Source organism: Sphingomonas canaveralia, assembly GCF_047238125.1.
Classification (GTDB): domain Bacteria; phylum Pseudomonadota; class Alphaproteobacteria; order Sphingomonadales; family Sphingomonadaceae; genus JBDFMH01.
In genome coordinates this window covers 34,867-55,475 of the sequence record NZ_JBDFMH010000004.1, presented here as the reverse complement: position 1 = coordinate 55,475, position 20,609 = coordinate 34,867, and the positions used below count along the sequence as shown (strand labels likewise).

Below are 20,609 nucleotides of genomic sequence, written 5' to 3'. Positions count from 1 at the left end.
TCTACAGAGGGAGGGCGCCGCCCGGAGCCCTCTATCTTCGTGCTTTCGACAACCGACCGGCTTTCGCCAGGACCGCTGGCCGCATGACCCTCTCGATCGACCAAGGCGATCTGTTCGCGCTCGATAGCCCATTGCTGACCGAGGTCCGCGGCGAGCGATCGTTGATGGCCTTTCCGTTCTTCGCGTTGAGCAAGGGCAAGTGGACCAAGCCACTCGCCTATAAGACCGACACGGTTTCGATCGAGATCGTCGCCACCGCCAAGGGCGTGGCGACGATCTACGACAAGGAGGTTCTGCTTTATATCGCGAGCCTCATGGTGGCGAAGCTGGACGCCGGCGTGGGGGTTTCCCAGGACTTCTATTTCACGGCCCATGACCTGTTCCGCGTCACCGGCGTAAACGGCTCGGCCCGCTCCTACACGCGCCTATCCGACGCGCTGGAGCGGCTACAGGGCACGCAGATCAAGACCAATATTGAAGCCGGGGGCGAGGGCCAGGCCGGGTTCTTCTCGTGGTTGTCGGAAGCCCAGCTCACCTACACCAAGACGCGAACCGGCGATAAGCGGTTGAAGGCTGTGAAGGTCCGGCTTTGCGATTGGCTCTATCGCGCGATCCAGCGTGATCGTCGGGTGCTGGACTATGCTCCGAGTTATTTCACGCTGGGGCCTGTCGAGCGTCGTCTTTACGAGATTGCTCGATCTACGTGCATCGATGGCGCCGTCGAGGTCGGTATAGAGGAACTGCGGCTACAGCTCGGCTATCAAAGTCCGCTCAAGAGCTTCCGGTTCGAGATGAAGCGGATTGCTGACGATAACGCCATTCCGGACTTCTCTTTCGAGCTGGTCGACGATGTGGTTGAGGCCCCGGTGGGTAGGGCGCGACGTAAAGCTGGCGCGGCCAGGGTGAGAATCACGCCATTGGCGCTGCTCGCCAGCTCCTAACGATCATTCTCCTACTTTCCGCGAATCGATGCACGGTCGATTCGCCCCGATCGCTTGAGAGCCAATTGTCGGTTATTGAAAGCACGAACTTCGGTCGTCAAAAGCACGAATCTCGGTTGCCGAAAGCACGAACGCGACGCTCCAAGGTTATCGAAAGCACGAACTTTTCCACGATTGGTCGCCAAAAGCACGAACTTCAACTGTTTCGTCGCGGGATTTAATTCGGCAAAACTAATGATGAGCCGGGAGCATGTTGCGATCGGCCAGTCAGGGAGCGGCCGTGACCACATAAACGAATGCCCGGCACGAAGGCCGGGCACCCTGGAATGTGATGAGCGATGCTTGGCGGCATCGATCGGGACATAAGACACCCCTCTCATACTCGTTCCTGAGCCTTGGTTCAAGGGAGCGCGCTTCGCGCCACGCTAGAGTTTTGCCTGGTCCCGGCCCCACGAAGGGAACGGACGATGGGAGCTATTACACTCGCCAAGGCGAGCTTCATGGCGCTCGACCGCATCGAGCGGGCGCGGTCAACATCGCGATCGGGCGCACCAAATTCCACGCGCGCGCATGTCCACCCGAACAGCCGGAAGGCCGGCACGTTTGAGGACGACTTCTTCTACAGCTACGCCAAGGGCGAGACCGATCGGCTCTACAAGAAGGCCGTGGAGCTGCTGAAGCGCAAGAACGCGATACGCCGCCTCGCCCGCGCCGAGGGACGTCAGCTCACGGAGGACGAACGTCTCGTCACCCTAATAACGCCTGCGGCGGTCCGCGTCTTCGAGCAGCTTACCACATTGGCCCGGACCTGCGCTGGTAAGGTCTTCCCAACGTGGGAGTGGATCGAGGCCGCGACAGGCTTGTCCCGCGCGAGCGTGGGACGCGGCCTGTCGATTCTCGCCAAAATGGGCTTGCTCGATAAGCAGCGGCGATGCGTGCCGATCGACCCACCGGCTGATCGCCCGAAGGCTCGCAACGCACAGACGTCCAACGTCTATCGAATGAGTTTTCCCAATCGCCTCGCACAGTTCCTCCCGCGCTTCCTCCGACCGGTTCCGCTCCCCGATGACGTGGTGCAGCGCGAGATCGACCGCATCGAGGCCATTGAGACCATGCGCCTATGGCGCACGCCCCGCCAGGTCGTGGCCGAGGAAATTGAGGACGATGGCTTGCGCCGCGTGCTGGACAGCCTTGCGGTCGCGATCGAGAAACAAGAGTCTCAAAAAAATGGTCAACCGCTCCTAGATTCATATGTTCAAAGCACACATGGAGTTGGCCTAGTCGGCCAACAATCTAACGCCTAACGGCGAGGACCACCCCAACCCATCGGACATAACCAAACCCTCACCGACAACGCCAAGCCGAACCGTCGGACGCGACGCGGAGCGTCGCGATGCTCCCGAGGGGGGCAAGCGTTTATCGTCGCGCTCAAATTGCCGCCTTCGTGCTTGCTGCAGCCGTTTTTGGTCCTTCAACGCGACTTTAACGCCAGTCTGCGGAGCCAGGGCCCACGATCGGAGCCGGCAGCTCCCATAATTGAGCGTCTTCCAATCCCCTTTCTCACCGCGGCCGTAGCGAGCTGGTCGACCGCTAAACCGCTTCTCGAGACCTTGATTGCGGGAACACGTGCATTGTATCCTTCACATCATCTGATAAGGTTTAGCGACCTGCGGCCCTGCAAAGGTGTCCGTTTCCCCAAGGGGAACTAAGCACTAAGGCCGCCCGTAAAGGCGGCCTTTGGTTTGTTCGGGGTCCTGCTTTTGTAAGTCATCAGGCGCGGACAGTCTCTATCTGCCCCAGTGGCTCGCGCGCCATTCGGCCGCGCTTAGATCTTCAGCTAAGTGAAAAGGTCGCCTGCCGCGCGGAGCAGGAAGGCGTTGCGCCAGCGCCGGCGACGATGTTCGTCAGCATCATGGCGCATATGGCAGCGTTGGCAAAGCGCTGCGAGATTACGCGGCCGGTTGTCGCCGGGGTCATGGTTCAGGTGCGCGCTGGCGAGCACGACGCGAGTGACCCGCATTTGTGCAGGCGCAGCAATGCCATCGAACCCAGGCTGTATGCGCGTCAGTTCGTCCGGGTCCGGTAGCGAGCGGACTCTCCTGCCCTGCCCGTCGCGCCAGCGCGTCGCATCCTCATCCCACCAGATCCCATTTCCTAGATGCAACACGTCGCGACCGTGCGGGCGATGGCAACGCTCGCAGCGACCCTTCGCCCGGCCAAAGCGGATGTAGGCGGACAACTCGCGCCAATCGATCGGATACAGCCAGCGATGTTCGCGCGCGATCGGCATGACAAATCTATGAGTCACGATCAGAGGGGACGAAAGGGAAAACTCTTGGTGATTCAGATTTCTCGTCGGTAAGAGCGCACTAAGCGACTAAGGCAATAAGCAACTAAGCCACTTAGCGGTGTTTGGATCCCGAAGCCAAATCGACAGCCCCGTGTGGTCCGCCAAGCGCGGCCGGCCCGCTCCGGGCCATCGATTTGGCTCCTCCCTCCCCATCCCGCTCCTCGCCGGAGAGGCAGACCCGGTTGCAGCAGCAACCGGCTTTCAGCCTCAGAAGGAAGGGAAAAGCGATGGGACGGATCACCGACCAGATGATCGTCATGATCGAGGCAGGCACCCGGCCTTGGTCGAAATCGTGGAACGGCAGCACCGCACCCAACATTCCGCTTCGCTCAACCGGCGATCCCTATCGGGGGATCAACGTGCTGGCCCTCTGGGTTGCTTCCATGGCGAAGGGCTATGCCTCCCCCCATTGGCTGACCTTCAAGCAAGCGCTCGCACTCGGCGGCTGTGTCCGCAAGGGCGAGAAGGGCTCCACCGTGGTCTATGCCAACAAGATCGAGGTGGACGACAGGAGCGATCAGGGAGGCGACGAGGCCAAGCGTCAGGTCGCGTTCCTCAAGCGCTACACCGTGTTTAACGCCGAGCAGATCGAGGGCATCGAGGCCAAATGCCCCGCCCCTCCCCCGATCATCACCGCCACCAACGCCGACGAGCGCGACGCCGAGTTGGACGCGCTGTTCGCCCGTGTGCCCGTCACCGTTCGGCACCACGGTTCACAGCCTTACTATCAACCGAGCAGTGATCATGTCGTCATGCCGGCCTTTGCCGACTTCCACGCCAGTGACGACTATTATTCGACCCTCGCCCACGAGCTTTGTCATGCGACGGGTCATGTTGACCGGCTTGCCCGCCCCACCCTCATCTCCACCAAGCGCGAGGACTATGCCCGTGAGGAACTGGTGGCCGAGCTGGGCGCGGCATTCGTCAGCGGCGCGATCGGCATCAAGCTCCACAACCGCGAGGACCATGCGGCCTATCTGGCTAGCTGGCTGCAAGCGCTGCATCTTTACCGCCGCAGCCCAGGCACAGGCCGCGGCCGATTGGCTGTTGAGCCGGATGGGCGCGGAGAGGGCGACTCCCTTGGAGGAAGCCGCCTAGAAGCCTATCACCTTCCCGGCTCTCGAAGGGGGCCGGGGAATCGCATAGGGTGTCCGTAGGTGGCGGCCAGGCCGCGCCGCTTCCTGGCGTGATCAGCGCCGGTGCCCTTGGCGCCGGTGATCCGATCGGGGTCGGATCGCGGCCTGGAATCAAGCGGCGGTTGACCCGCTTTCAACTGTTAGTTGAATCCTCATGCGCACGCGCATATATCGGTCGCAACATGGCCGTCCCCGCTGTTGCCGCTGGCATCAAGGGGCGGCCTTCTTCATATTCGGGCCGGATGCTTCCGCCCTATACCAAGCCCCATCTCAGCTTCGCCGATCAGCTCGCTCTCCTCATTGGGCGCGGTCTGGACGTAACCGACCAAGCGAGGGCCACCCTCCATCTTCAGCGCATCGGCTATGGGCGCCTGACCCCCTATTGGCAGCCGTTCCAACAGCTCGTTTCCGATCCCGCGAACCCGGCACGGACCATTCGTAGCGAGCAGTTCCGGCCAGGCGCCGAGTTCCGTCACGCCGTCGATCTCTACCTCTTCGACAAGCAGCTCCGCCTCCTCTTCCTCGACGCCATTGAGCGAGTCGAGGTCGCGCTGCGCGTCGATCTCGCGCACGCGCTCGGCAAGCGCGATCCCTTTGCCCACCGCTCGCCGGCCTTTCTTGATGCCCGGCGCGCTAACGAAGTGCAGCGGAGTGGCGGCACCCGCCACGCCGATTGGCTGGCCAAGGCCGATGGCGCGATTGCCCGGTCCAAGGAGGATTGGCTTAAGGAGTTCTTCGCCACTTACAGCCCGCCCGTGCCAATCTGGATGGCGGTCGAGACGTGGGAGTTCGGCACCCTGTCGTGGCTGCTCGAGATGGCGCACCCCAATGATCGTGCCGCCATTGCTAAGCGTTACGGGCTTCTCCCCAACACGCTGGTGAGCTGGATCAAGACCCTCGCATTCGTGCGCAACATCAGCGCGCATCATGCCCGGCTGTGGAACGCGGGCATCATCAATCAGCCGCTAGTGCCCAAGCCGTTCGAGGCACCACAGCTCGTCCACCTCGGGGGCGATCTTCATCGCGGGACGCGTGTCTATGGTGCCGCGGCCGTGGCGAGCTACTTCGTGCGCCGGATCAATCCTGGTTCGTCCTGGCCGGGACGGATGAAGGCGCACTGGCAGGCATTCCCGGCCATGCCGTTCGCAACCCCTGCTCAGGGTGGGTTTCTGCCAGGTTGGAATGTGGAAGCGATTTGGGCCTGAGGCTGAGAGACAATTAGGAGGCGCAGTCACTCGACGCTGCCCGACGATTTCTGCCCCCGCACTCTGCCTCTCCCTTTCCCCCTGCATGGCTGCGCAACCAGATTACGTCGAGGCTCAGGTCCATCCCGACTAAGCGACTAATACACTTTACGGCTAAGCCCATAAGCTCCATATATCGCTTAGCCGCTTAGTGGGAGTGCAATCATGCAGGTATGGGCCGTCATCGCGCAGAAGGGCGGGCAGTCCAAAACGACCCTCTCGACTGGATTTGCCGTAGAGGCCGCCCGGGAGGGGGCGTCTGTCGTCATCCTTGATGCTGACGATCGGCAGGGATCGGCGCTCTACTGGTCGGAGCGCCGCGACAAAGACGATGTGGTGGTCAAGGACAGCAGTGTCGCCGGCTTGCCGCTCCACGTGTCGCGCGGGCGCGGCAGCGGCAAGATTGATCTCATCATCATCGACACGCCCGCGAACTCCAAAGACATTGCCATGCTTGCAGCCGAGCAGGCAGACTTCGTTATCATCCCAGTGGCACCACGAGGATTGGACGTTCATTCGGTGCTGCAAACCGTCAAGCAGGTGCAGCAGGCCGGCACGCCTTTTGCAGTCATTCTGACCCAGGTTCCACACCAGGGCGGGGAGGGGCAGGAGGCCTATGCCGGCTTCGCAGCGAAGGGCGTGACGCTGTTCGATAGCCGCCTTCACTTCCGCAAAGACTTCTACAAGGCAACTCCACTTGGGCGGACTGCGACCGAGACGGAGCCGAACGGCAAAGCGGCCGGCGAGCTGCGCTCTGCTTATGATGAAGCTAAGCGACTAAGCGGCTTTACGACTAAGATAGTAAGCGAGATGGCTTAATGGCTAAGAAGCCTTCTGCGCTCGCGAGCATCTTCGACGACGAGCCCGATCAGGAGCCCGCACCAGCTCCCGTCGCCGAGCCGGTAACGGAGCCGCAGCCAGCGGCAGTGGCGCGCCGGTCGCCACGAACGGCTGGTACGGCGGCACCGGCGCGGCGTAGCAGCCATCCGGGCAAGAAGCCGGTGCTGATTTATATTCCCGAGGACATGCACCGCACGCTTCGTCAGCTCAGCGTGGAGGAGGGCGGGGAACCCCTTACCGTCATTACCGAACGCCTGCTCCGGCAGTATTTGGTCAAGCGCGGGCACACCAGGTTCGCACCGTAAGCAAACTGCGACGAGCGAAACGTAGAGAGCGGCCGTTTTTTCGCTCCAGAAAGCGCAAGCGGTTGAAGCAGATGAGTATTGAGGGTCAGCCCTGACAACCCTTGAGTCCGGTCAGCCAGCCCTCGCGCCGATTGACCTGTTCGAGTATAGTCATCGGGTCTCGTAAATCGTCAATTCGCGACATCGACCCCGCCGTGGCTGCTGCTACGGCGGGCCATCTTTGGTCGCCGAAAGCGCGACTTTGGTGATTGCGCCCGCAGCAGATCCAGAGGGGAGCGACCTAAGCGGGTGTGTGCCTTCGTGCTTTCGCCGACCGTTCAGGCGGGATCGAACAGGCCGGCGAACTCGCGCTGGTCGTAGTAGCGGATTTTCTCGATCGCGAGCGGGTGTTCGCCCTGGCGCAGTAGGAGAACCTGGTCGGGCCGCATCCGCATGATTTCGTCGGGCGTCGCGAGCCGCCGGGCCGAGACGTGCGCGCTGACGCTTTCCGATGGACGGGCGCGATTGTCGCCCCAGCCGATACCCCGCGACGTGCTGACGGTATCATATTCGATCGTCGTATCGCCGATCGTGCGCGAGAGCATGTCGGCGGTTGCATGATCGTTGACCCCGAACGCCTGGATGACGCCCGCGTTGGACATGAAGGTGCCGGCGCGCTCGCCATAGATCGCCTTGAGCTGGTGCATGTCCTGGAGGATCGGCCAGAGCTGGAGGCCGTAGCCCGCCATCAGCCCCATCGCGCGCTCGACCGGTTCAAGCCGGCCGAGCGCGGCGAACTCGTCGAGCAGGAACAGGACCGGGCGCGCGGGCTTTGACGGCGAGCGCGCCATGTCGGTGACGGCCTGCGATACGAGAAGGCGCAGCCAGCGCGCATAGGTATCGAGCCGGTCGGGCGGCAGGCACAGGAACACGGTGGCGGTCGTGTCCTTCAATCCCGCGAAGGTGAAATCGGACGCGGCGGTGCTGGCGACGATGCGCGGGCTATCGAGAAAGTGGGTGTGGCGCTGGGCCGAGGACAGCACGCCGGCGGCTTCGCGGTCGGACTTGCCGAGCTGGCGGTTGGCGGCGCGGGCAATCAGGCCACCGGCACCGGCGCTGTCCTGCATGTCGGCCAGCAGCGCGGCGAAGGCGGCAGGGGCGAGCGTCAGCTTGTCTCGCACCGTCGCCAGCACGCGGCGATCGGCGGGTTCGTGGACGACGGTGTGCAGGATCAGCCCGGCGATCAGCGCCTTGGCTTCCTCGTTCCAGTGCGCTTCGCCGGATTGTCCTGGCGCGTCGTGGACCAGCGCGTCGGCGAGGGTGTTGGCATCTTCCGCGAGATCGAGACTGGCGGGATCGAGCCGGTCGAGCGGATTGTAGCGGGCAGGGGGCTGACCCGACACGCTGAACGGGTCGAGGCACCAGACCTTGCCCTTGGCGGCACGCGCGCGGGCGGTGACGCGGGCGTTCTCGCCCTTGGGATCGACGCAGATCACCGAGCGGTCGAGCAGCAGCAGGTTGGGAATGATCGTGCCCACCCCCTTGCCCGATCGGGTGGGTGCCATCGTCAGCAGATGCGCCGCGCCGTCGTAATGCAGCAGCTTCCCCGACCTCGCCGAACGGCCGATCAGAAGATCCCCGTTCGTTTCCAGCTTCCGCACGTCGGCGCGATCGCCGAACCGGGCGGACCCCAGCAGCTCGTTCCGGCCGGAGGACGCACGGCGATTGATCCACCAGGTCGCGCCGATCAGGCCGACCAGGACGAAGAACGACACCGTGCCGGAAATCTGCCCGACCCCGAAGATGCCTTCGAGCCAGCGGGCGGTCGCATAGGCGGCGATGAACGCGACGATGATCGCGAAAACCCAGTTGATGGGCGGACGCCTGTTGCCGATGACCGGCATCAGCGCGCCGCGGCGATCGGCGTGATCGGCAAGGACCGATCGGCGTCGGGATGATCGAGCAGGCGGAGCAGGATTTGCGTGGCGAGGGGAGGGGGCACGGCTTCGTCGCGCAGCATGTCGAACAGCGCGTGCTCGTCGGTTTCCAGGGCCATGCCTTCAATCGCGAGGTTGGCGCGCGAGTCCGCGTCATCCTCTCGCCACATCTCGGCTTCTGCCGGCGTGCCGCGCACGTAATCCATTTGCCGGATTTGGGCGCGGATCGCCTCAACATCGAAGTCCGCCATCACGCCCGCTCCAGATCGGCCGAGCCGGGCAGAGGGGTGGATAGGAGCGCCTGATACTCGTCCATGAGCGTCGCCGGCACCCAGTGAATACCGCGCCGATCGGCGTAGCGACCTGAGCATATCGCCATCGACTGCTGTCCAGGCTTGCGGATCGGCGTTGTCGGGCAGGGTGTCGCAGCCTTCCGCCGCCATGCGATCCTGGAGCGCGTTTGCCCGACCCCAGCGGGCGCGCACCAAGTCGGCATAGTGACCAGGGACGGGCGGGTCGAAATCGCCCCGCGTCCGCTCTCCGCGCTGCATGGCGTATTCCTGTTCGGACCAGACCGGATCATTGTAGATCACCGTTGCGGACGCTGATCCGCGCATCAGCCATTCCGAAATATCGTCGCCTGCCATCAGCTCGCCTCCGTCGTCTCCGCTTCCGCCTCGAACGCTCGCTTGCCGCGGCGCTTCCATAGCACCAGCACCTCGCTTGCATCATCGCCGCGCGCACGTCCGGCGAGATCGAGCAGCGCGCCGTAGAGGGTCGCGCGATCGTCATCCGTAAGCTCGACCAAGCCGGCTTTCTGGACCAACCCGCCCAGCTCAATCAGATGGCGCGTTCGTTCGCGACGTTGCACGACCCAGCCCCTGCTATCCGTTCGGCGTTCCGCCGCTTCCGCCCGCAGGGTCGCCGCCCGGTTCAGCTTGAGCGCCCGATCCGTCGATCGCAGCAGCGCCGCCACCTTTTTTCCCGCGCCGCTGAAAGAAGGCCGCGCCCTTCGCTCGCCACGCCCCCTTCGCGCTCGCATCCTTCGACCCGACCGCATCCAGCAGCACGCCCGCCAGTGTCTCGGCATCGAGCGCATCGGCCCCGGTGGCGACGACGAGCTGGCCGAGCTGTTCGACCCGCTTCGCCTTGAGCGCCCGCGCCTTGTCGCCGAGCGCCTTCAATTCCGCATCGTAATCGCGCACCTTCCGCATCGCATCTATCCTTCCGCGACCATCAGCCCGAACACTCTAGCGCCGCCCATGCCGGGGTAAAGCAGGAACGACCATAAAGCGGCAGCAGGTCAATCACGAGAAGCGCAGCGGATTGTGAGTGCGCGCTTATACGTCGTTGCCGACATGCGCTAAGAAGTGCATCATGGCGGGCGCAATGGCGATCTACCATTTCAGCGCCAAGGTCATCAGCCGTGCCAACGGCTCAAGCGCCGTCGCGTCCGCCGCCTACCGTTCCGCATCCGAGCTGCACGACGAGCGGCTTGGGCGTAACCACGACTTCTCGAACAAGGCCGGCGTCATCCACTCCGAGGTCATGTTGCCCGAGGGCGCGCCGGAGCGTTTAAACGATCGCTCGACCTTGTGGAACGAGGTGGAGGCGGGGGAGAAGCGCAAGGACGCGCAGCTTGCCCGCGAGGTGGAGTTCTCGATTCCGCGTGAGATGAGCGAGAAGCAGGGCGTCCAGCTCGCACGCGATTTCGTGAAGAAGCAGTTTGTCGATCGCGGGATGGTCGCGGACCTGAACGTGCATTGGGACAAGGCGAAGGACGGGAGCCCCAAGCCGCACGCGCATGTGATGATGACGATGCGCGAGGTAGACGGGCAAGGGTTCGGGAAGAAGAACCGCGACTGGAACAGCACCGAGCTGTTGAAGGACTGGCGCGAGGCATGGAGCGCGCACGTCAACGAACGCATGGCCGAGCTGGGTCTTGAGGGCAGGATCGACCATCGCAGCTATGCTGATCAGGGCATTGAGCTGGAGCCGCAGCACAAGATAGGGCCGGCGGGGATGCGCCGACTAGACCGCGGCGAAGATGCCGAACGCGCCGACGATCACCGGCGGATCGCGCGGGAGAATGGCGAGAAGATCGCGGCTGACCCGCGCATCGTGCTGGACGGCATCACGCGCAGCCAAGCCACCTTCACCACCCGTGATCTGGCGATGTTCGTCCACCGGCACAGCGATGGCAAGGAGCAGTTCGACCAGGTGATGGCGTCGGTGCGCGCCAGTCCCGAGCTGGTGGCGCTGGGCAAGGACGGGCGCGACCAGGGGCGCTTCACTTCCCGAGACATGATCGCGACCGAGGCACGGTTGGAGAAGGCCGGGGATGAGCTGGCAGCGCGGAGGGATCATGGTCTCCCGGCAGCGGTGCTCGACAGAGCGAGAGCCGTTGCCGGGAGTGAAGGGCTCGTGCTCGGGGACGAGCAGCGAGCCGCGCTGGAGCATATAACCGGGCCGAGCGGCATCGCCAATGTGGTCGGATATGCCGGCACCGGCAAATCCGCCATGCTGGGCATTGCGCGCGGTGGATGGGAGCAGGCGGGCTACACCGTTCGCGGCGCGGCCTTGTCCGGCATCGCGGCCGAGAACCTTGAGGGCGGATCAGGCATCCAATCCCGCACCATCGCCAGCCTTGAACATGCGTGGGCGCAAGGGCGCGACCAGCTTACCGATCGTGACGTGTTGGTGGTGGACGAGGCGGGCATGATCGGCACCCGCCAGATGGAGCGGGTGCTGTCCCATGCCCGTGATGCAGGCGCCAAGGTGGTGCTGGTGGGCGACCCCGAGCAGTTGCAGGCGATCGAAGCCGGCGCGGCGTTCCGCAGCGTTACCGAGCGGCACGGCGCGGCCGAGATCACCGAGGTTCGCCGGCAGCGCGAGGACTGGCAGAAGGACGCAACCAGGACGCTTGCCACGGGACGCACCCGCGAGGCGCTGGACGCCTATGCCGCACACGGCATGGTCCACGCGGCCGACACGCGTGAGGCGGCGCGTGCCGAGCTGGTCGACGGGTGGGATCGTCAGCGTCAGGCCGACCCGGACAAGACCCGCATCATCCTCACCCACACCAACGCAGAGGTCCGCGCGCTGAACGGGGAGGCGCGTGACCGGCTGCGCGCCAGCGGCGAGCTGGGCGAGGACGTGGCGTTCTCGGCCGACCGGGGTGCCCGCGACTTCGCGGCGGGCGACCGGCTGATGTTCCTGCGCAACGAGCGGTCGCTGGGGGTGAAGAACGGCACGCTGGGCACGATCGGGCGCGTTACGCCCGAGGGCATGACGGTGCGGCTCGACGGCGGGCGCGAGGTGACGTTCGCGGCGAAGGACTACGCCGCGGTCGATCACGGCTATGCCGCCACCTTCCACAAATCGCAGGGCGTCACCGTCGATCGCGTTCATGTCCTCGCCACGCCGGGCATGGACCGGCACAGCGGCTATGTCGGGCTGTCGCGGCATCGCGACGGCGTGCAGCTCCACTACGGCCGCGACGATTTCGCCGATCAGGGCAAGCTCGCGCGCGTGCTGTCGCGGGACCGCGGCAAGGACATGGCGGGCGACTATGCGCCTGACCGCAGCGAGCAGGACCATGCCCGCGCCTTCGCCGATCGGCGCGAGATCCGGTTCCCGGAACTCGCGCGTCAGGTGGTGGCGAAGGTCCGTGACAAGGCGCGGGGCATGTTCGACGGCTTCCGGCCGAAGCCGGCGACCGAGAAGGCGACGCCGCCGGAGCGTGTCGCGCCCGATCGGCCGCCGGCGACCTCGCAGGCCCGCGCGATCGAACGCTATGGCCGTGCCGCAGCGGATATAGGCCGGATGAAGGAGAAGGGGTTGCCGGTGCTGGCGCACCAGGAACAGGCGCTGGCAAAGGCCGGCGACGCGCTCGACCAGGTGCGGCCACATGGCGCGCGTGACCTTGCCAGCGCGATCGAGCGCGATCCCCGGCTCGCGCGCGACGCGGCCGAGGGCAACACGGGCGGCGCAGCGAAGGCGATGGAGACGGAGCGCCAGGTCCGCATCGACCCGGAGAAGCGTGCGGACCGGTTCGTGGAGCAGTGGCAGGGCATGAAGGAGGCGCGGGCCGGCATGGAGCGTGCCGGCGACCGTGCCGGCGCGGAGAAGCTGGGCAAGCGCATGGAGAGCATCGCGGGCGGGCTGCATCGCGACCCGCAGCTCGAATCCGTGTTGCGTGCCCGCGCTCCCGAGCTGGCGTTAAGCATGGAGAGAGGCCGGTCGATCGGGCAGGAACTGGCGCAGTCGGTCACGATCGCCCGCGACCGCGATTATGGCATGAGCCGGTAGGTGACGATGGACGACGATATCCCAGAGGGCGGTGATCCGGCGGAGGCGTTCGATCGGTTGCGTGCCGTGATAGAAGGCCAGGACCGTGAGCTGGCGTTGTTGCGCCGTGCCGTGGAGGGTCTGGCGGCCGAGCGGGCGCATATCGACGTGCCGGACTATACCGAGACGCTGGGGCGGATGCAGCAGGGTGTGGATGCCACGGCCCACCGGATCGCGGTCATCAGCGACGTGATCGCCCGCAGTCCGGCGCTGGCGATGACGCCCGAGCAGATGGCGCAGCGCATTGCCGCAGCGGGCAACGCCGCCCGGCGCGAGGATCAGGCGGCGCTCGCTAAGGCGGGCGAGGACAAGGCCCGCGTCATGGCCGAGCTTCGCGCCATCGCCGGGTCGGCATGGACACGGGCGGACCAGAGGAACCGGCAGCTATGGTTCGGGCTGGGCGGAGCAGCGATCGGCATCCTCGCATGGGCGATCGTGCCGGGCCTCGTCGCGCGCGAGATCGCGCCGGCGAGCTGGCAATGGCCCGAGCGCATGGCGGCGCGGACACTCGACCTCCCCCTGTGGGAAGCAGGGCAGCGGATGATGCAGAGCGCCAGCCCGACCGCATTCAGCGCGGTCGTGGGGGCCGACAGGATCGTGACGGCCAACCGCGAAGCGATCGAGGCGTGCAGAAAGGCCGCAGCCCGAAAGCGCGAGACGGTGCGATGCACGATCAGAATAGGATTGGAGGGGAAAGGTAAGGCACCCATTAGCTAAGACTGCGCCCTTGCAAACTAGCTTGCTGTTGCGAGCTTACCGCCACTTGCCTCCCAGGTGCCGCCAGACCCTGAAGCCGATGCGAGATGATCGGCCGGACAGGCGAACCAGTGAGAATACCACGTACGGAAGTCGAAGCCCTGATCGCCCCACCGCGCGCGCGCCGACCAGCAGTATCTTCCCGGCGAGGATCCATATGCCCGCTGGCAGCATCAACTCCCACCAGCGCAAGGGCCGGCGGAAGCGCGGTCCATGCAGTCGCTTCACGTCCGAGTGGAGGGGGCGCTGATCGTCATCCGAATCTTCGCTCTCCATTTCCTGCCTCGCCGCCGGGGCGGTAAATGTGCTGGCGTAGCAGTGCCAGGCAAGGACAACGATGGTGGTGAAGCTCCGGTCTCTCGTCATTGACGGACATGCGTTCGAAGCGACGCGGCCATCCGCTCCTGCTAGGAGCGTTCGTTGATCAATGTTTCGAGGACCCCGATGAGCGTTGTTGCCGCTTCCCTGTATCGCCACGGCAAGCGAGTCCGGCCTGTTTCGATCGACGAGCCGACATTCTGTTCGGATGACAAGGCCGAGTTCGTCTGGATCGGCCTGCTGGAGCCGTCCGAGGAGGATCTCAGGAAGCTACAGGAGCACTACGGCCTTCACCCGCTTGCGGTTGAGGACGCCCTCAAAGCTCACCAGCACCCCAAGGTGGACATCTATGGCGATCAGTTGTTCGTGGTCGCGCTGACCGCCCGGCTTGAGGATCAGACCATCGCCTACGGTGAAACCGCGATATTCGTAGGTTCCAGCCACGTCATCACAGTGCGTCATGGATCGGCACGCTCGCACAGCACGCTGCGCGACCACCTTGAAGCGGCGCCATCGCTGCTCGCGCATGGCGTGGACTATGTCTTGCACGCCATCATCGACTTCATTGTTGATGGCTACCTGCCGATCGGGGAAGCGATCGAGGAGGAGGTCGTGGCGATGGAGCAACGAGCGCTGGATGCGTTTTTAGGGCGAGCCGAGATCAATCGCATCTTCAATCTGCGGCGCGAACTGATGCGGTTCCAGCGGGTCCTTGGTCCCATGAGCGAGGTAGCGAACAAGCTCACCCATCCTGAAATCCCCTGCATAGATCCCGAAGCGACCCTGTATTTCAAGGATGTTCTCGATCATATCCGACGCGTCGAAACAACCGTCGGCGGACTTCGGGAGGTCCTCACGTCGGTGTTCGAGGTCAGCAATCTGCTTGAGCAGCAGCGAACCGGCGCGAGCACGCGGCAACTCGCAGCCTGGGCGGCCATATTGGCGGTGCCCACTGCCATCGCCGGTATCTACGGCATGAACTTCGAGAATATGCCCGAGCTGAGAACCGAGTATGGGTATTTTGTCGTACTCGCGGTCGTCGCGACGGTTTGTAGTGCGCTTTATTTGCGCTTCAAGCGGGCAGGTTGGATTTAGCATCAGAGGCGATCGATGTTTTTGGTTAATAAGATGGTACGACAAATCCCATAGCGTGCTGTCTTGCTGCGCTGGAGCAGGGCAGAACGACGGGACCGGCGTCGGTCGCGGCGCTTGCAAAGCCGCTATGCCGAACTCGGAAGGACAGCGTGAATGAACGGCATCGGCGCTGCGGACGTAGTGGCCATTCGAACCGCGGTGCTTCAGCGGAATGCTGCGCTCCGTGATGTTGCGACCAGACCCATTCCTGCTGCCGCCCAGGGGATCGGAACCGCCGGGAGCGAGCGAGCCCCAATCCTTCGCGACGACCTTCAAGACCGCGTTGCAACAGGTCAACAGCCTTCAGGAGCAGGAGGACGTTGCCACCGAATCCTATGAGCGCGGCGAGCCACTGATATCGCCACGGTCGTGCTCTTGCAGCAGCGGGCGTCCGTCAGTTTCGAGGCGACCTTGCAGGTCCGGAACAAGCTCCTGTCGGCATACAAGGACATCATGAGTATGCCTGTCTGAGTGCACAACGGTTCCCGACGCGACTATGCGTGCGCGCCCGACAGCCTAAGCTTTATTACCGGTCAGTGCCGGAAGAGGCCGCCTAGAAAGCCGCCACGCCGATATCCGCCGCCATGACCACCACCGCCATGTCCGCCGCCGTGCCCGCCGCCATGGCGATCATCGCCATAACCCCCTCCCCAGGGTGCCGGCTGGGTATAACCCTGTCCCGGCGCAGGTCCGACATTGGCAGACGCCTGCGGGTTCGCGTTTGCCTCGAACGAGGCGTTGCGCTCGATGATCTTGTCGAGCTCCCCACGATCGAGCCAGACGCCCCGACACTGCGGACAATAGTCGATCTCGATTCCTTGCCGGTCAGACAGCACGAGATCGACGCGGCATACTGGGCAGAGCATGCCTTGCGCGCGTGGGGCTGATGATGTTGCTGGGATGGTATCGGTCATGATGGCTCCTCGTGCTACGCGGCGCGGCTCGCGGAGCGACAATCAAAGGAGGCGCGCTGCGGGTCGATGAGAGCCTGATGGGCTGGCGGCGATGAACCTAGCCGGAATAGCCTTGCACGATAACCCAGCGGCGCAGGCTCACATCAACAATGGGTATCAGCGCCTAATGATGACGGCCACCGCCGTGACCGCCGGAAAAGCCATGTCCGCGATAGCCATGCCCGCCGCCGAAGCCGTGTCCCAACCCGATCCCGAGTCCAAACGAGCCATAATAGGGTCGACCGTAATATCCGCTCCCGTAGCCTGGATAATAGGAGCGCCCATAGCCGGATCCCACGTCCGACACCGCCACCACGCACGTAGCTCCCGCTCCACGCGTCGCATCTGCGGACACGGAAGCAGTATCGGCCGCCACGGGTTCAGTCGCAGACCCGCGCTCCCGCAAGAGCGCCGGACCGGCACCATCAACCGCGCCATTCGCGGGTTGCATTGCGATAGGTGTTGCGACAACGGCACCCGGCGTCGTGCAAGGCACGCGGTAATAGGCGTAGCGGGGCGGTCCTCGCATGGTCGTGCAGCCGCCCAACAGGGCAATCGACGACACGCCGAGTGCTGCCAGACCCAAGGTCCGCATGATGGCGATCTTCTCCTTCGTTTTTCTTGTAGCAGTCCTACCACATTATTCGCTGGCACGCATCGTCGATTTACAATGATTTTCACACTGCTCCGACCCGTTCTCTCCAATTCCGGCTGGTATCCGGACGATTACATGACTGGCCGACCTGATGGAGGCGACTTCACCGGTTCACCGCGAGTTCAATAAACAGCAGCTAATTGAGTGATGTAGCCGTTACTTTAGACGGCAACGGAGAGAAGAAATGAACAGAAAGGTTCTCCTTGCGCTCGCCGCCGCAGCGGCAGCGACTTTGACCGCATCCCCCGCGCTGGCGCGCGACAGGCACCACGGCGGTTACAATCGCGGCGGACATGGCGGCATCAGCATCAACCTCGGTCGCGGCGGCGGATATTATGGAGGCGGCTATGGCAGCCACCGCTATGCTCCGCAGGCTGCTTACTACAACGATCCGTATTATTACGATCAGCGGGTTAGCTATCGCCAGCGTGGTTATTATGATAACCATCGCGGATACAATAATTATCGCGGATATCGCCGCGATCACCACGACAGCCGGCGTGAATACCGGCGACATTAGCGGTAGTTCATTACCAAAATTGGATAATCCAGCACTTCGTAGTCACATGTCGGCATCTGCGTATTCTTAGGAAAGCTATGACCAAGAAGACACTGCTGGCGCTGTCGATTGCGGCCATTGCAGGGGCGATACCCTCGCCAGCCTTGGCGCAAGTTCGGTCCCACGGTGCAGGCGTCAACTGGACCGGCGGACACGGCGGAGTCAGCTGGGATGGCGGCCACAGCTATGGCGGGGGTAGCTATGGCGGCTATCCTGTTAGCACTCCGCCTCCGGCGTATCACCCGCTCGATTTAGAGCGGCACGCCGTCGATCTCCAGCAACGCGCGCGGGCCGCCGGTCCCGATTACCGGGTCCGGGCTTCTGAAATATTTCGTGCCGGAGATGTTGGCGGGCACCAAAAGGCAACTCGTGAGGGGCATTGATCCGGTGGGCTAGTATTCGAGACGGTGTTGAGGATCCGGCGCGAACATGCGGCGGGGGAAAGCCATCAAGGCGATCATGCGAGACCTGCATTGTCTCGCAAAGTGGTGTGCAAGGCGATCCGCATCACCGCGACGACTACCATGAGAGCGGCGGGCACGGCGGTCGTCGTCACGACAGTCTCTGTGGTGGACATGATCGGGGTGGGTTCCTGAAAAGCCGGTTTGACCACTAAATTGCTTGGCCTTAACGCGCTCCGTTGGCGGTGGTACCCTTGGTTTCCCTATTTGTCGCAGCGACGGCCTGAGCTGCCGCTGCGCAGTCGCTGCCGGTTTCTTGGCCTCGCTCGCAGCGCGTGACGACCAGTCTCGCTTCCTCCGCGTGGAAGCGGAAGTATCCCTCATCATGTGGCGTGATGAATCCGCAGCCGCTGAGCGCAAGCATGATGGCCGAGGCGGCGGTCAAACGCATCTTGTCGATCATCGAGCTATCGTTCCCTTGATGCTGATATGGTCATAGCGTGATCCCGGCACGCGAAAGCGCGAGGGCATCGCGACGTAGAGCAGGACGGTCAGCGTGCACCTGGCGCTAACGTCACCCAGAAGCCGACCCCGTGGCGCAGCATCCATGGGATCAGCAGGAACAACGGCAGCGACGGCGGAACGAACCCAAAGGTCGCCTTCGCATGGGCCCTATGTTCACGGGATCGCCGATCCCATCATGCCGAGGACCGAGACGAGCGGCAGCGATGCGATCAGCGCGCCGTATCCAGGGTATCGCTTGGCAAGTTCGGACGCGACTGCGGTCGGAATGCCCGAGATGATCGCCTTGGTAGCGAGATAATTCATGGAGCACTCCATTCACCGTCGTGCCGTAAAAACTGGCGCTGCCGACCAACGCCACTTCCTTCCGTTATGGCGCCACGTTCCAAAGCCGGCGCGGTGCAAGGCCCCAATCCATCTGATGAGAATGAGCGCGCTGGCGGCCGAGATCAGGCGATAAGCGCGCGCTATGCGGGTGACGCGAACCAGCACCGATGCTGCCGCGAGCCAGATGCCGGCGGGGAAGACAGACGAGAGGCGATGGAGGCCCATCAGCGGCCCTTCGTTCGGTCGAAGGTCGCGACGCGCCAGATGTACCAGAGGACCGCGGCGCCGATCACCATGTTGCTGGCCGGCTCTATGATGCTCGCCACCTGGTTATAGCGCTCACCCAGCTCGTAGCCGGCCAGCGCCAGTACCGTCGTCCAGAGCGCCGAGCCGCCCAGCGTCGATATCAGGAACGGTGTTAGAGGCATTCCGCTCACCCCGGCGGGCACGGAAATCAACGTCCGCACACCGGGCACCATGCGCCCCAAAAGCACAGCCCAGCGGCCATAACGATCGAACCAGCGGTCAACATGATCAATCTCCTGGGGCGTAAGGGTCAGCCATCGGCCATGCCGCGAGGCGAACCGCTTCAGCCGATCAATGCCAATCCAGCGACCGATATAGTACCATAGCAGCGCGCCAACGGCCGAACCGAGCGTGCCGGCGACGATCACGATCCAGAGCGCGCCGCGCCCCTGCGCGGCCGTGTACCCTGCAAGCGGCAAGATCACCTCTGATGGAATCGGCGGAAAGACATTTTCGGCAAGCATCAGCAGAAAGACGCCGAAGGCGCCGAGCGTCGAGAGGATCGATGTTATGACACTGAACACGATGATGTCCTGACGGTAGGTCCGCTCTCCCCCAGAAACCGCACAGCGTGGCCGCACTGTTTCAGAAAGGGCGGTGGTAGATGATCCCTTTAATCATCGCGCAAAGCACGATCACGCCAACGACGGCGGCTGCGACGATACGATTCTCGAGCTCGGGATGTTCGACATGTCTGATACGCGCGGCGACTTGCCATGCAGGCCGGATCGGACACCGCCACGATCCTGCCGCTATCCGGTCGAGTTGTGCGTCGGAAAGACCGAAGAAGGCCTTCACTTCGCGACGTGACTGCCCTCGCAGCCCCATTACGCGTAGAACGGCATCATTCCACGCGACATCGATCGCGCTTGGCTCGCCGACCATTGTTCCGCGCAGATCTCCTCCGGCCCATGAAGGCGACAGCAGTCTGATGATCCTGTCCGGGTTCCGATCAAGAAGCGTCGCCCAGCGAAGCAAGCGGTGCTGCCGATCCCTTGGGGATATGGTTTCGGCCGGAGCCCAGCGCTTGGCGAGCGTCCGCAAAGGCTGCGACCACAAAGTCGCTGATAGGTTCGGTGGGCTCATGGGCTTTCCGACACCTTGGTGTCGCCATTGGTGACGCGCTTCAGAGGCCGCGAACAGCGCAAGGTCAGGAAAGTGGTGACACTCAGGATGATGGCGATGTCATAGAGGCCGTAGCCGACTGCTGCGCCCAGAGCGCCAGTGGCCCAAAGGCTGGCAGCGGTAGCCGTGCCCGAGGCCTTCCCCCCCTTCTTCAGTATCGCACCGCCCCCAATGAAGCCCACGCCCGTAATCAGGCCCTCAAGAATTCGCGCTTGCGCGGGATTGGTCCGCCCTAAAACCGCAATGCCCACCAGCACGAAGCCGCAGCTGGCGATTGCGACGAGCGGGAACGTCCGGATGCCTGCGCTCCGCTCATCCTTCTCACGATCCCAACCAACCGGCAGGGCAAGCGCATAGGCCACCGCGAGACTGACGACATGGGTGGCTGTTTCCAGCCACGAACTTTGAAACATACCAGCCTGCCTGTTCTAGATGCTTGCCCCGTTGAAGGTCATGGGTTGGTGGTGCTGT

25 protein-coding genes and 1 pseudogene are annotated in these 20,609 nt (G+C 63.7%); 12 read left to right on the top strand and 14 right to left on the bottom strand.

What is annotated here, in order from left to right; all coding sequences use genetic code 11:
* Positions 1 to 83: 83 nt before the first annotated feature.
* Positions 84 to 941, top strand: a complete 858-nt coding sequence (locus ABC347_RS18170) for a replication initiator protein A (RefSeq protein WP_413247200.1) — start codon at positions 84 to 86, stop codon at positions 939 to 941.
* A 500-nt stretch (positions 942 to 1,441) separates the two neighbouring features.
* A complete protein-coding gene (locus ABC347_RS18165; RefSeq protein ID WP_413247199.1) occupies positions 1,442 to 2,245 on the top strand; it encodes an RNA replicase in 804 nt (267 codons plus the stop codon).
* 533 nt (positions 2,246 to 2,778) lie between these two features.
* On the opposite strand, the gene ABC347_RS18160 is transcribed toward ABC347_RS18165, so the two are convergent.
* Entirely contained in the window at positions 2,779 to 3,231 is a 453-nt protein-coding gene (locus ABC347_RS18160; RefSeq protein WP_413247198.1) for a hypothetical protein, read from the bottom strand.
* Between the two features lie 287 nt (positions 3,232 to 3,518).
* Here ABC347_RS18160 and ABC347_RS18155 point away from each other — a divergent pair, with 287 nt between their 5' ends.
* The 4 genes from ABC347_RS18155 to ABC347_RS18140 all read left to right on the top strand — a co-directional run bounded on the left by ABC347_RS18155 (position 3,519) and on the right by ABC347_RS18140 (position 6,816).
* Entirely contained in the window at positions 3,519 to 4,448 is a 930-nt protein-coding gene (locus tag ABC347_RS18155; RefSeq protein ID WP_413247197.1) for an ArdC family protein, read from the top strand.
* 161 nt (positions 4,449 to 4,609) lie between these two features.
* Positions 4,610 to 5,632, top strand: coding sequence for an Abi family protein (locus ABC347_RS18150; protein WP_413247196.1), 1,023 nt, complete (start codon positions 4,610 to 4,612; stop codon positions 5,630 to 5,632).
* A gap of 204 nt (positions 5,633 to 5,836) precedes the next feature.
* Positions 5,837 to 6,490 (top strand): nucleotide-binding protein, encoded by a 654-nt coding sequence (locus ABC347_RS18145; protein WP_413247195.1) that lies wholly within the window; start codon positions 5,837 to 5,839, stop codon positions 6,488 to 6,490.
* Positions 6,490 to 6,816: a hypothetical protein gene (locus ABC347_RS18140; RefSeq protein WP_413247194.1), complete on the top strand. Its 327-nt coding sequence runs from the start codon at positions 6,490 to 6,492 to the stop codon at positions 6,814 to 6,816. Before ABC347_RS18145 ends, ABC347_RS18140 begins: the two co-directional genes overlap by 1 nt.
* 317 nt (positions 6,817 to 7,133) lie before the next feature.
* Here ABC347_RS18140 and ABC347_RS18135 read toward each other — a convergent pair whose 3' ends face one another.
* The 5 genes from ABC347_RS18135 to ABC347_RS18115 form a co-directional block, all read right to left on the bottom strand.
* A complete protein-coding gene (locus tag ABC347_RS18135) occupies positions 7,134 to 8,699 on the bottom strand; it encodes a type IV secretory system conjugative DNA transfer family protein (RefSeq protein WP_413247193.1) in 1,566 nt (521 codons plus the stop codon).
* Positions 8,699 to 8,983, bottom strand: a complete 285-nt coding sequence (locus tag ABC347_RS18130; RefSeq protein ID WP_413247192.1) for a hypothetical protein — start codon at positions 8,981 to 8,983, stop codon at positions 8,699 to 8,701. The genes ABC347_RS18135 and ABC347_RS18130 overlap by 1 nt, the downstream gene beginning before the upstream one ends.
* On the bottom strand, positions 8,983 to 9,111 hold the full coding sequence (locus tag ABC347_RS18125; RefSeq protein ID WP_413247191.1) for a hypothetical protein: 129 nt from the start codon (positions 9,109 to 9,111) through the stop codon (positions 8,983 to 8,985). Before ABC347_RS18125 ends, ABC347_RS18130 begins: the two co-directional genes overlap by 1 nt.
* 267 nt (positions 9,112 to 9,378) lie before the next feature.
* Entirely contained in the window at positions 9,379 to 9,603 is a 225-nt protein-coding gene (locus ABC347_RS18120) for a conjugal transfer protein TraD (protein ID WP_413247190.1), read from the bottom strand.
* 13 nt (positions 9,604 to 9,616) lie between these two features.
* Positions 9,617 to 9,946 carry a conjugal transfer protein TraD gene (locus tag ABC347_RS18115; RefSeq protein ID WP_413247189.1) on the bottom strand — a complete coding sequence of 110 codons (330 nt, stop codon included), beginning with the start codon at positions 9,944 to 9,946 and terminating at the stop codon, positions 9,617 to 9,619.
* 175 nt (positions 9,947 to 10,121) lie between these two features.
* Between ABC347_RS18115 and traA the strand changes: the two genes are divergently transcribed.
* The 4 genes and pseudogenes from traA to fliE all read left to right on the top strand — a co-directional run bounded on the left by traA (position 10,122) and on the right by fliE (position 15,761).
* Positions 10,122 to 13,043 carry a Ti-type conjugative transfer relaxase TraA gene (gene traA, locus ABC347_RS18110; RefSeq protein ID WP_413247217.1) on the top strand — a complete coding sequence of 974 codons (2,922 nt, stop codon included), beginning with the start codon at positions 10,122 to 10,124 and terminating at the stop codon, positions 13,041 to 13,043.
* 6 nt (positions 13,044 to 13,049) lie between these two features.
* Positions 13,050 to 13,799, top strand: a complete 750-nt coding sequence (locus tag ABC347_RS18105) for a DUF6118 family protein (protein WP_413247188.1) — start codon at positions 13,050 to 13,052, stop codon at positions 13,797 to 13,799.
* A gap of 483 nt (positions 13,800 to 14,282) precedes the next feature.
* Positions 14,283 to 15,251 (top strand): magnesium and cobalt transport protein CorA, encoded by a 969-nt coding sequence (locus ABC347_RS18100; protein ID WP_413247216.1) that lies wholly within the window; start codon positions 14,283 to 14,285, stop codon positions 15,249 to 15,251.
* Between the two features lie 153 nt (positions 15,252 to 15,404).
* Positions 15,405 to 15,761 (top strand): annotated as a pseudogene (gene fliE, locus ABC347_RS18095) (flagellar hook-basal body complex protein FliE).
* A 62-nt stretch (positions 15,762 to 15,823) separates the two neighbouring features.
* Here fliE and ABC347_RS18090 read toward each other — a convergent pair.
* A complete protein-coding gene (locus ABC347_RS18090) occupies positions 15,824 to 16,123 on the bottom strand; it encodes a TFIIB-type zinc ribbon-containing protein (protein WP_459565467.1) in 300 nt (99 codons plus the stop codon).
* 647 nt (positions 16,124 to 16,770) lie between these two features.
* Between ABC347_RS18090 and ABC347_RS18085 the strand changes: the two genes are divergently transcribed.
* Positions 16,771 to 16,917 carry a hypothetical protein gene (locus tag ABC347_RS18085; protein WP_413247186.1) on the top strand — a complete coding sequence of 49 codons (147 nt, stop codon included), beginning with the start codon at positions 16,771 to 16,773 and terminating at the stop codon, positions 16,915 to 16,917.
* 165 nt (positions 16,918 to 17,082) lie between these two features.
* Positions 17,083 to 17,418: a hypothetical protein gene (locus ABC347_RS18080; protein ID WP_413247185.1), complete on the top strand. Its 336-nt coding sequence runs from the start codon at positions 17,083 to 17,085 to the stop codon at positions 17,416 to 17,418.
* Between the two features lie 290 nt (positions 17,419 to 17,708).
* On the opposite strand, the gene ABC347_RS18075 is transcribed toward ABC347_RS18080, so the two are convergent.
* The 7 genes from ABC347_RS18075 to ABC347_RS18050 all read right to left on the bottom strand — a co-directional run bounded on the left by ABC347_RS18075 (position 17,709) and on the right by ABC347_RS18050 (position 20,551).
* A complete protein-coding gene (locus ABC347_RS18075; RefSeq protein ID WP_413247184.1) occupies positions 17,709 to 17,837 on the bottom strand; it encodes a hypothetical protein in 129 nt (42 codons plus the stop codon).
* Between the two features lie 247 nt (positions 17,838 to 18,084).
* Complete coding sequence (locus tag ABC347_RS18070; RefSeq protein WP_413247183.1) at positions 18,085 to 18,321, bottom strand: hypothetical protein; 237 nt, start codon at positions 18,319 to 18,321, stop codon at positions 18,085 to 18,087.
* Between the two features lie 88 nt (positions 18,322 to 18,409).
* Positions 18,410 to 18,484 (bottom strand): hypothetical protein, encoded by a 75-nt coding sequence (locus ABC347_RS18275; RefSeq protein WP_488199652.1) that lies wholly within the window; start codon positions 18,482 to 18,484, stop codon positions 18,410 to 18,412.
* A gap of 52 nt (positions 18,485 to 18,536) precedes the next feature.
* Entirely contained in the window at positions 18,537 to 18,686 is a 150-nt protein-coding gene (locus ABC347_RS18065) for a hypothetical protein (RefSeq protein ID WP_413247182.1), read from the bottom strand.
* A gap of 245 nt (positions 18,687 to 18,931) precedes the next feature.
* Complete coding sequence (locus ABC347_RS18060) at positions 18,932 to 19,537, bottom strand: DedA family protein (RefSeq protein ID WP_413247215.1); 606 nt, start codon at positions 19,535 to 19,537, stop codon at positions 18,932 to 18,934.
* Between the two features lie 61 nt (positions 19,538 to 19,598).
* Positions 19,599 to 20,099: a hypothetical protein gene (locus tag ABC347_RS18055; protein WP_413247181.1), complete on the bottom strand. Its 501-nt coding sequence runs from the start codon at positions 20,097 to 20,099 to the stop codon at positions 19,599 to 19,601.
* Positions 20,096 to 20,551: an MgtC/SapB family protein gene (locus tag ABC347_RS18050; RefSeq protein ID WP_174195017.1), complete on the bottom strand. Its 456-nt coding sequence runs from the start codon at positions 20,549 to 20,551 to the stop codon at positions 20,096 to 20,098. Before ABC347_RS18050 ends, ABC347_RS18055 begins: the two co-directional genes overlap by 4 nt.
* Positions 20,552 to 20,609: the final 58 nt, after the last annotated feature.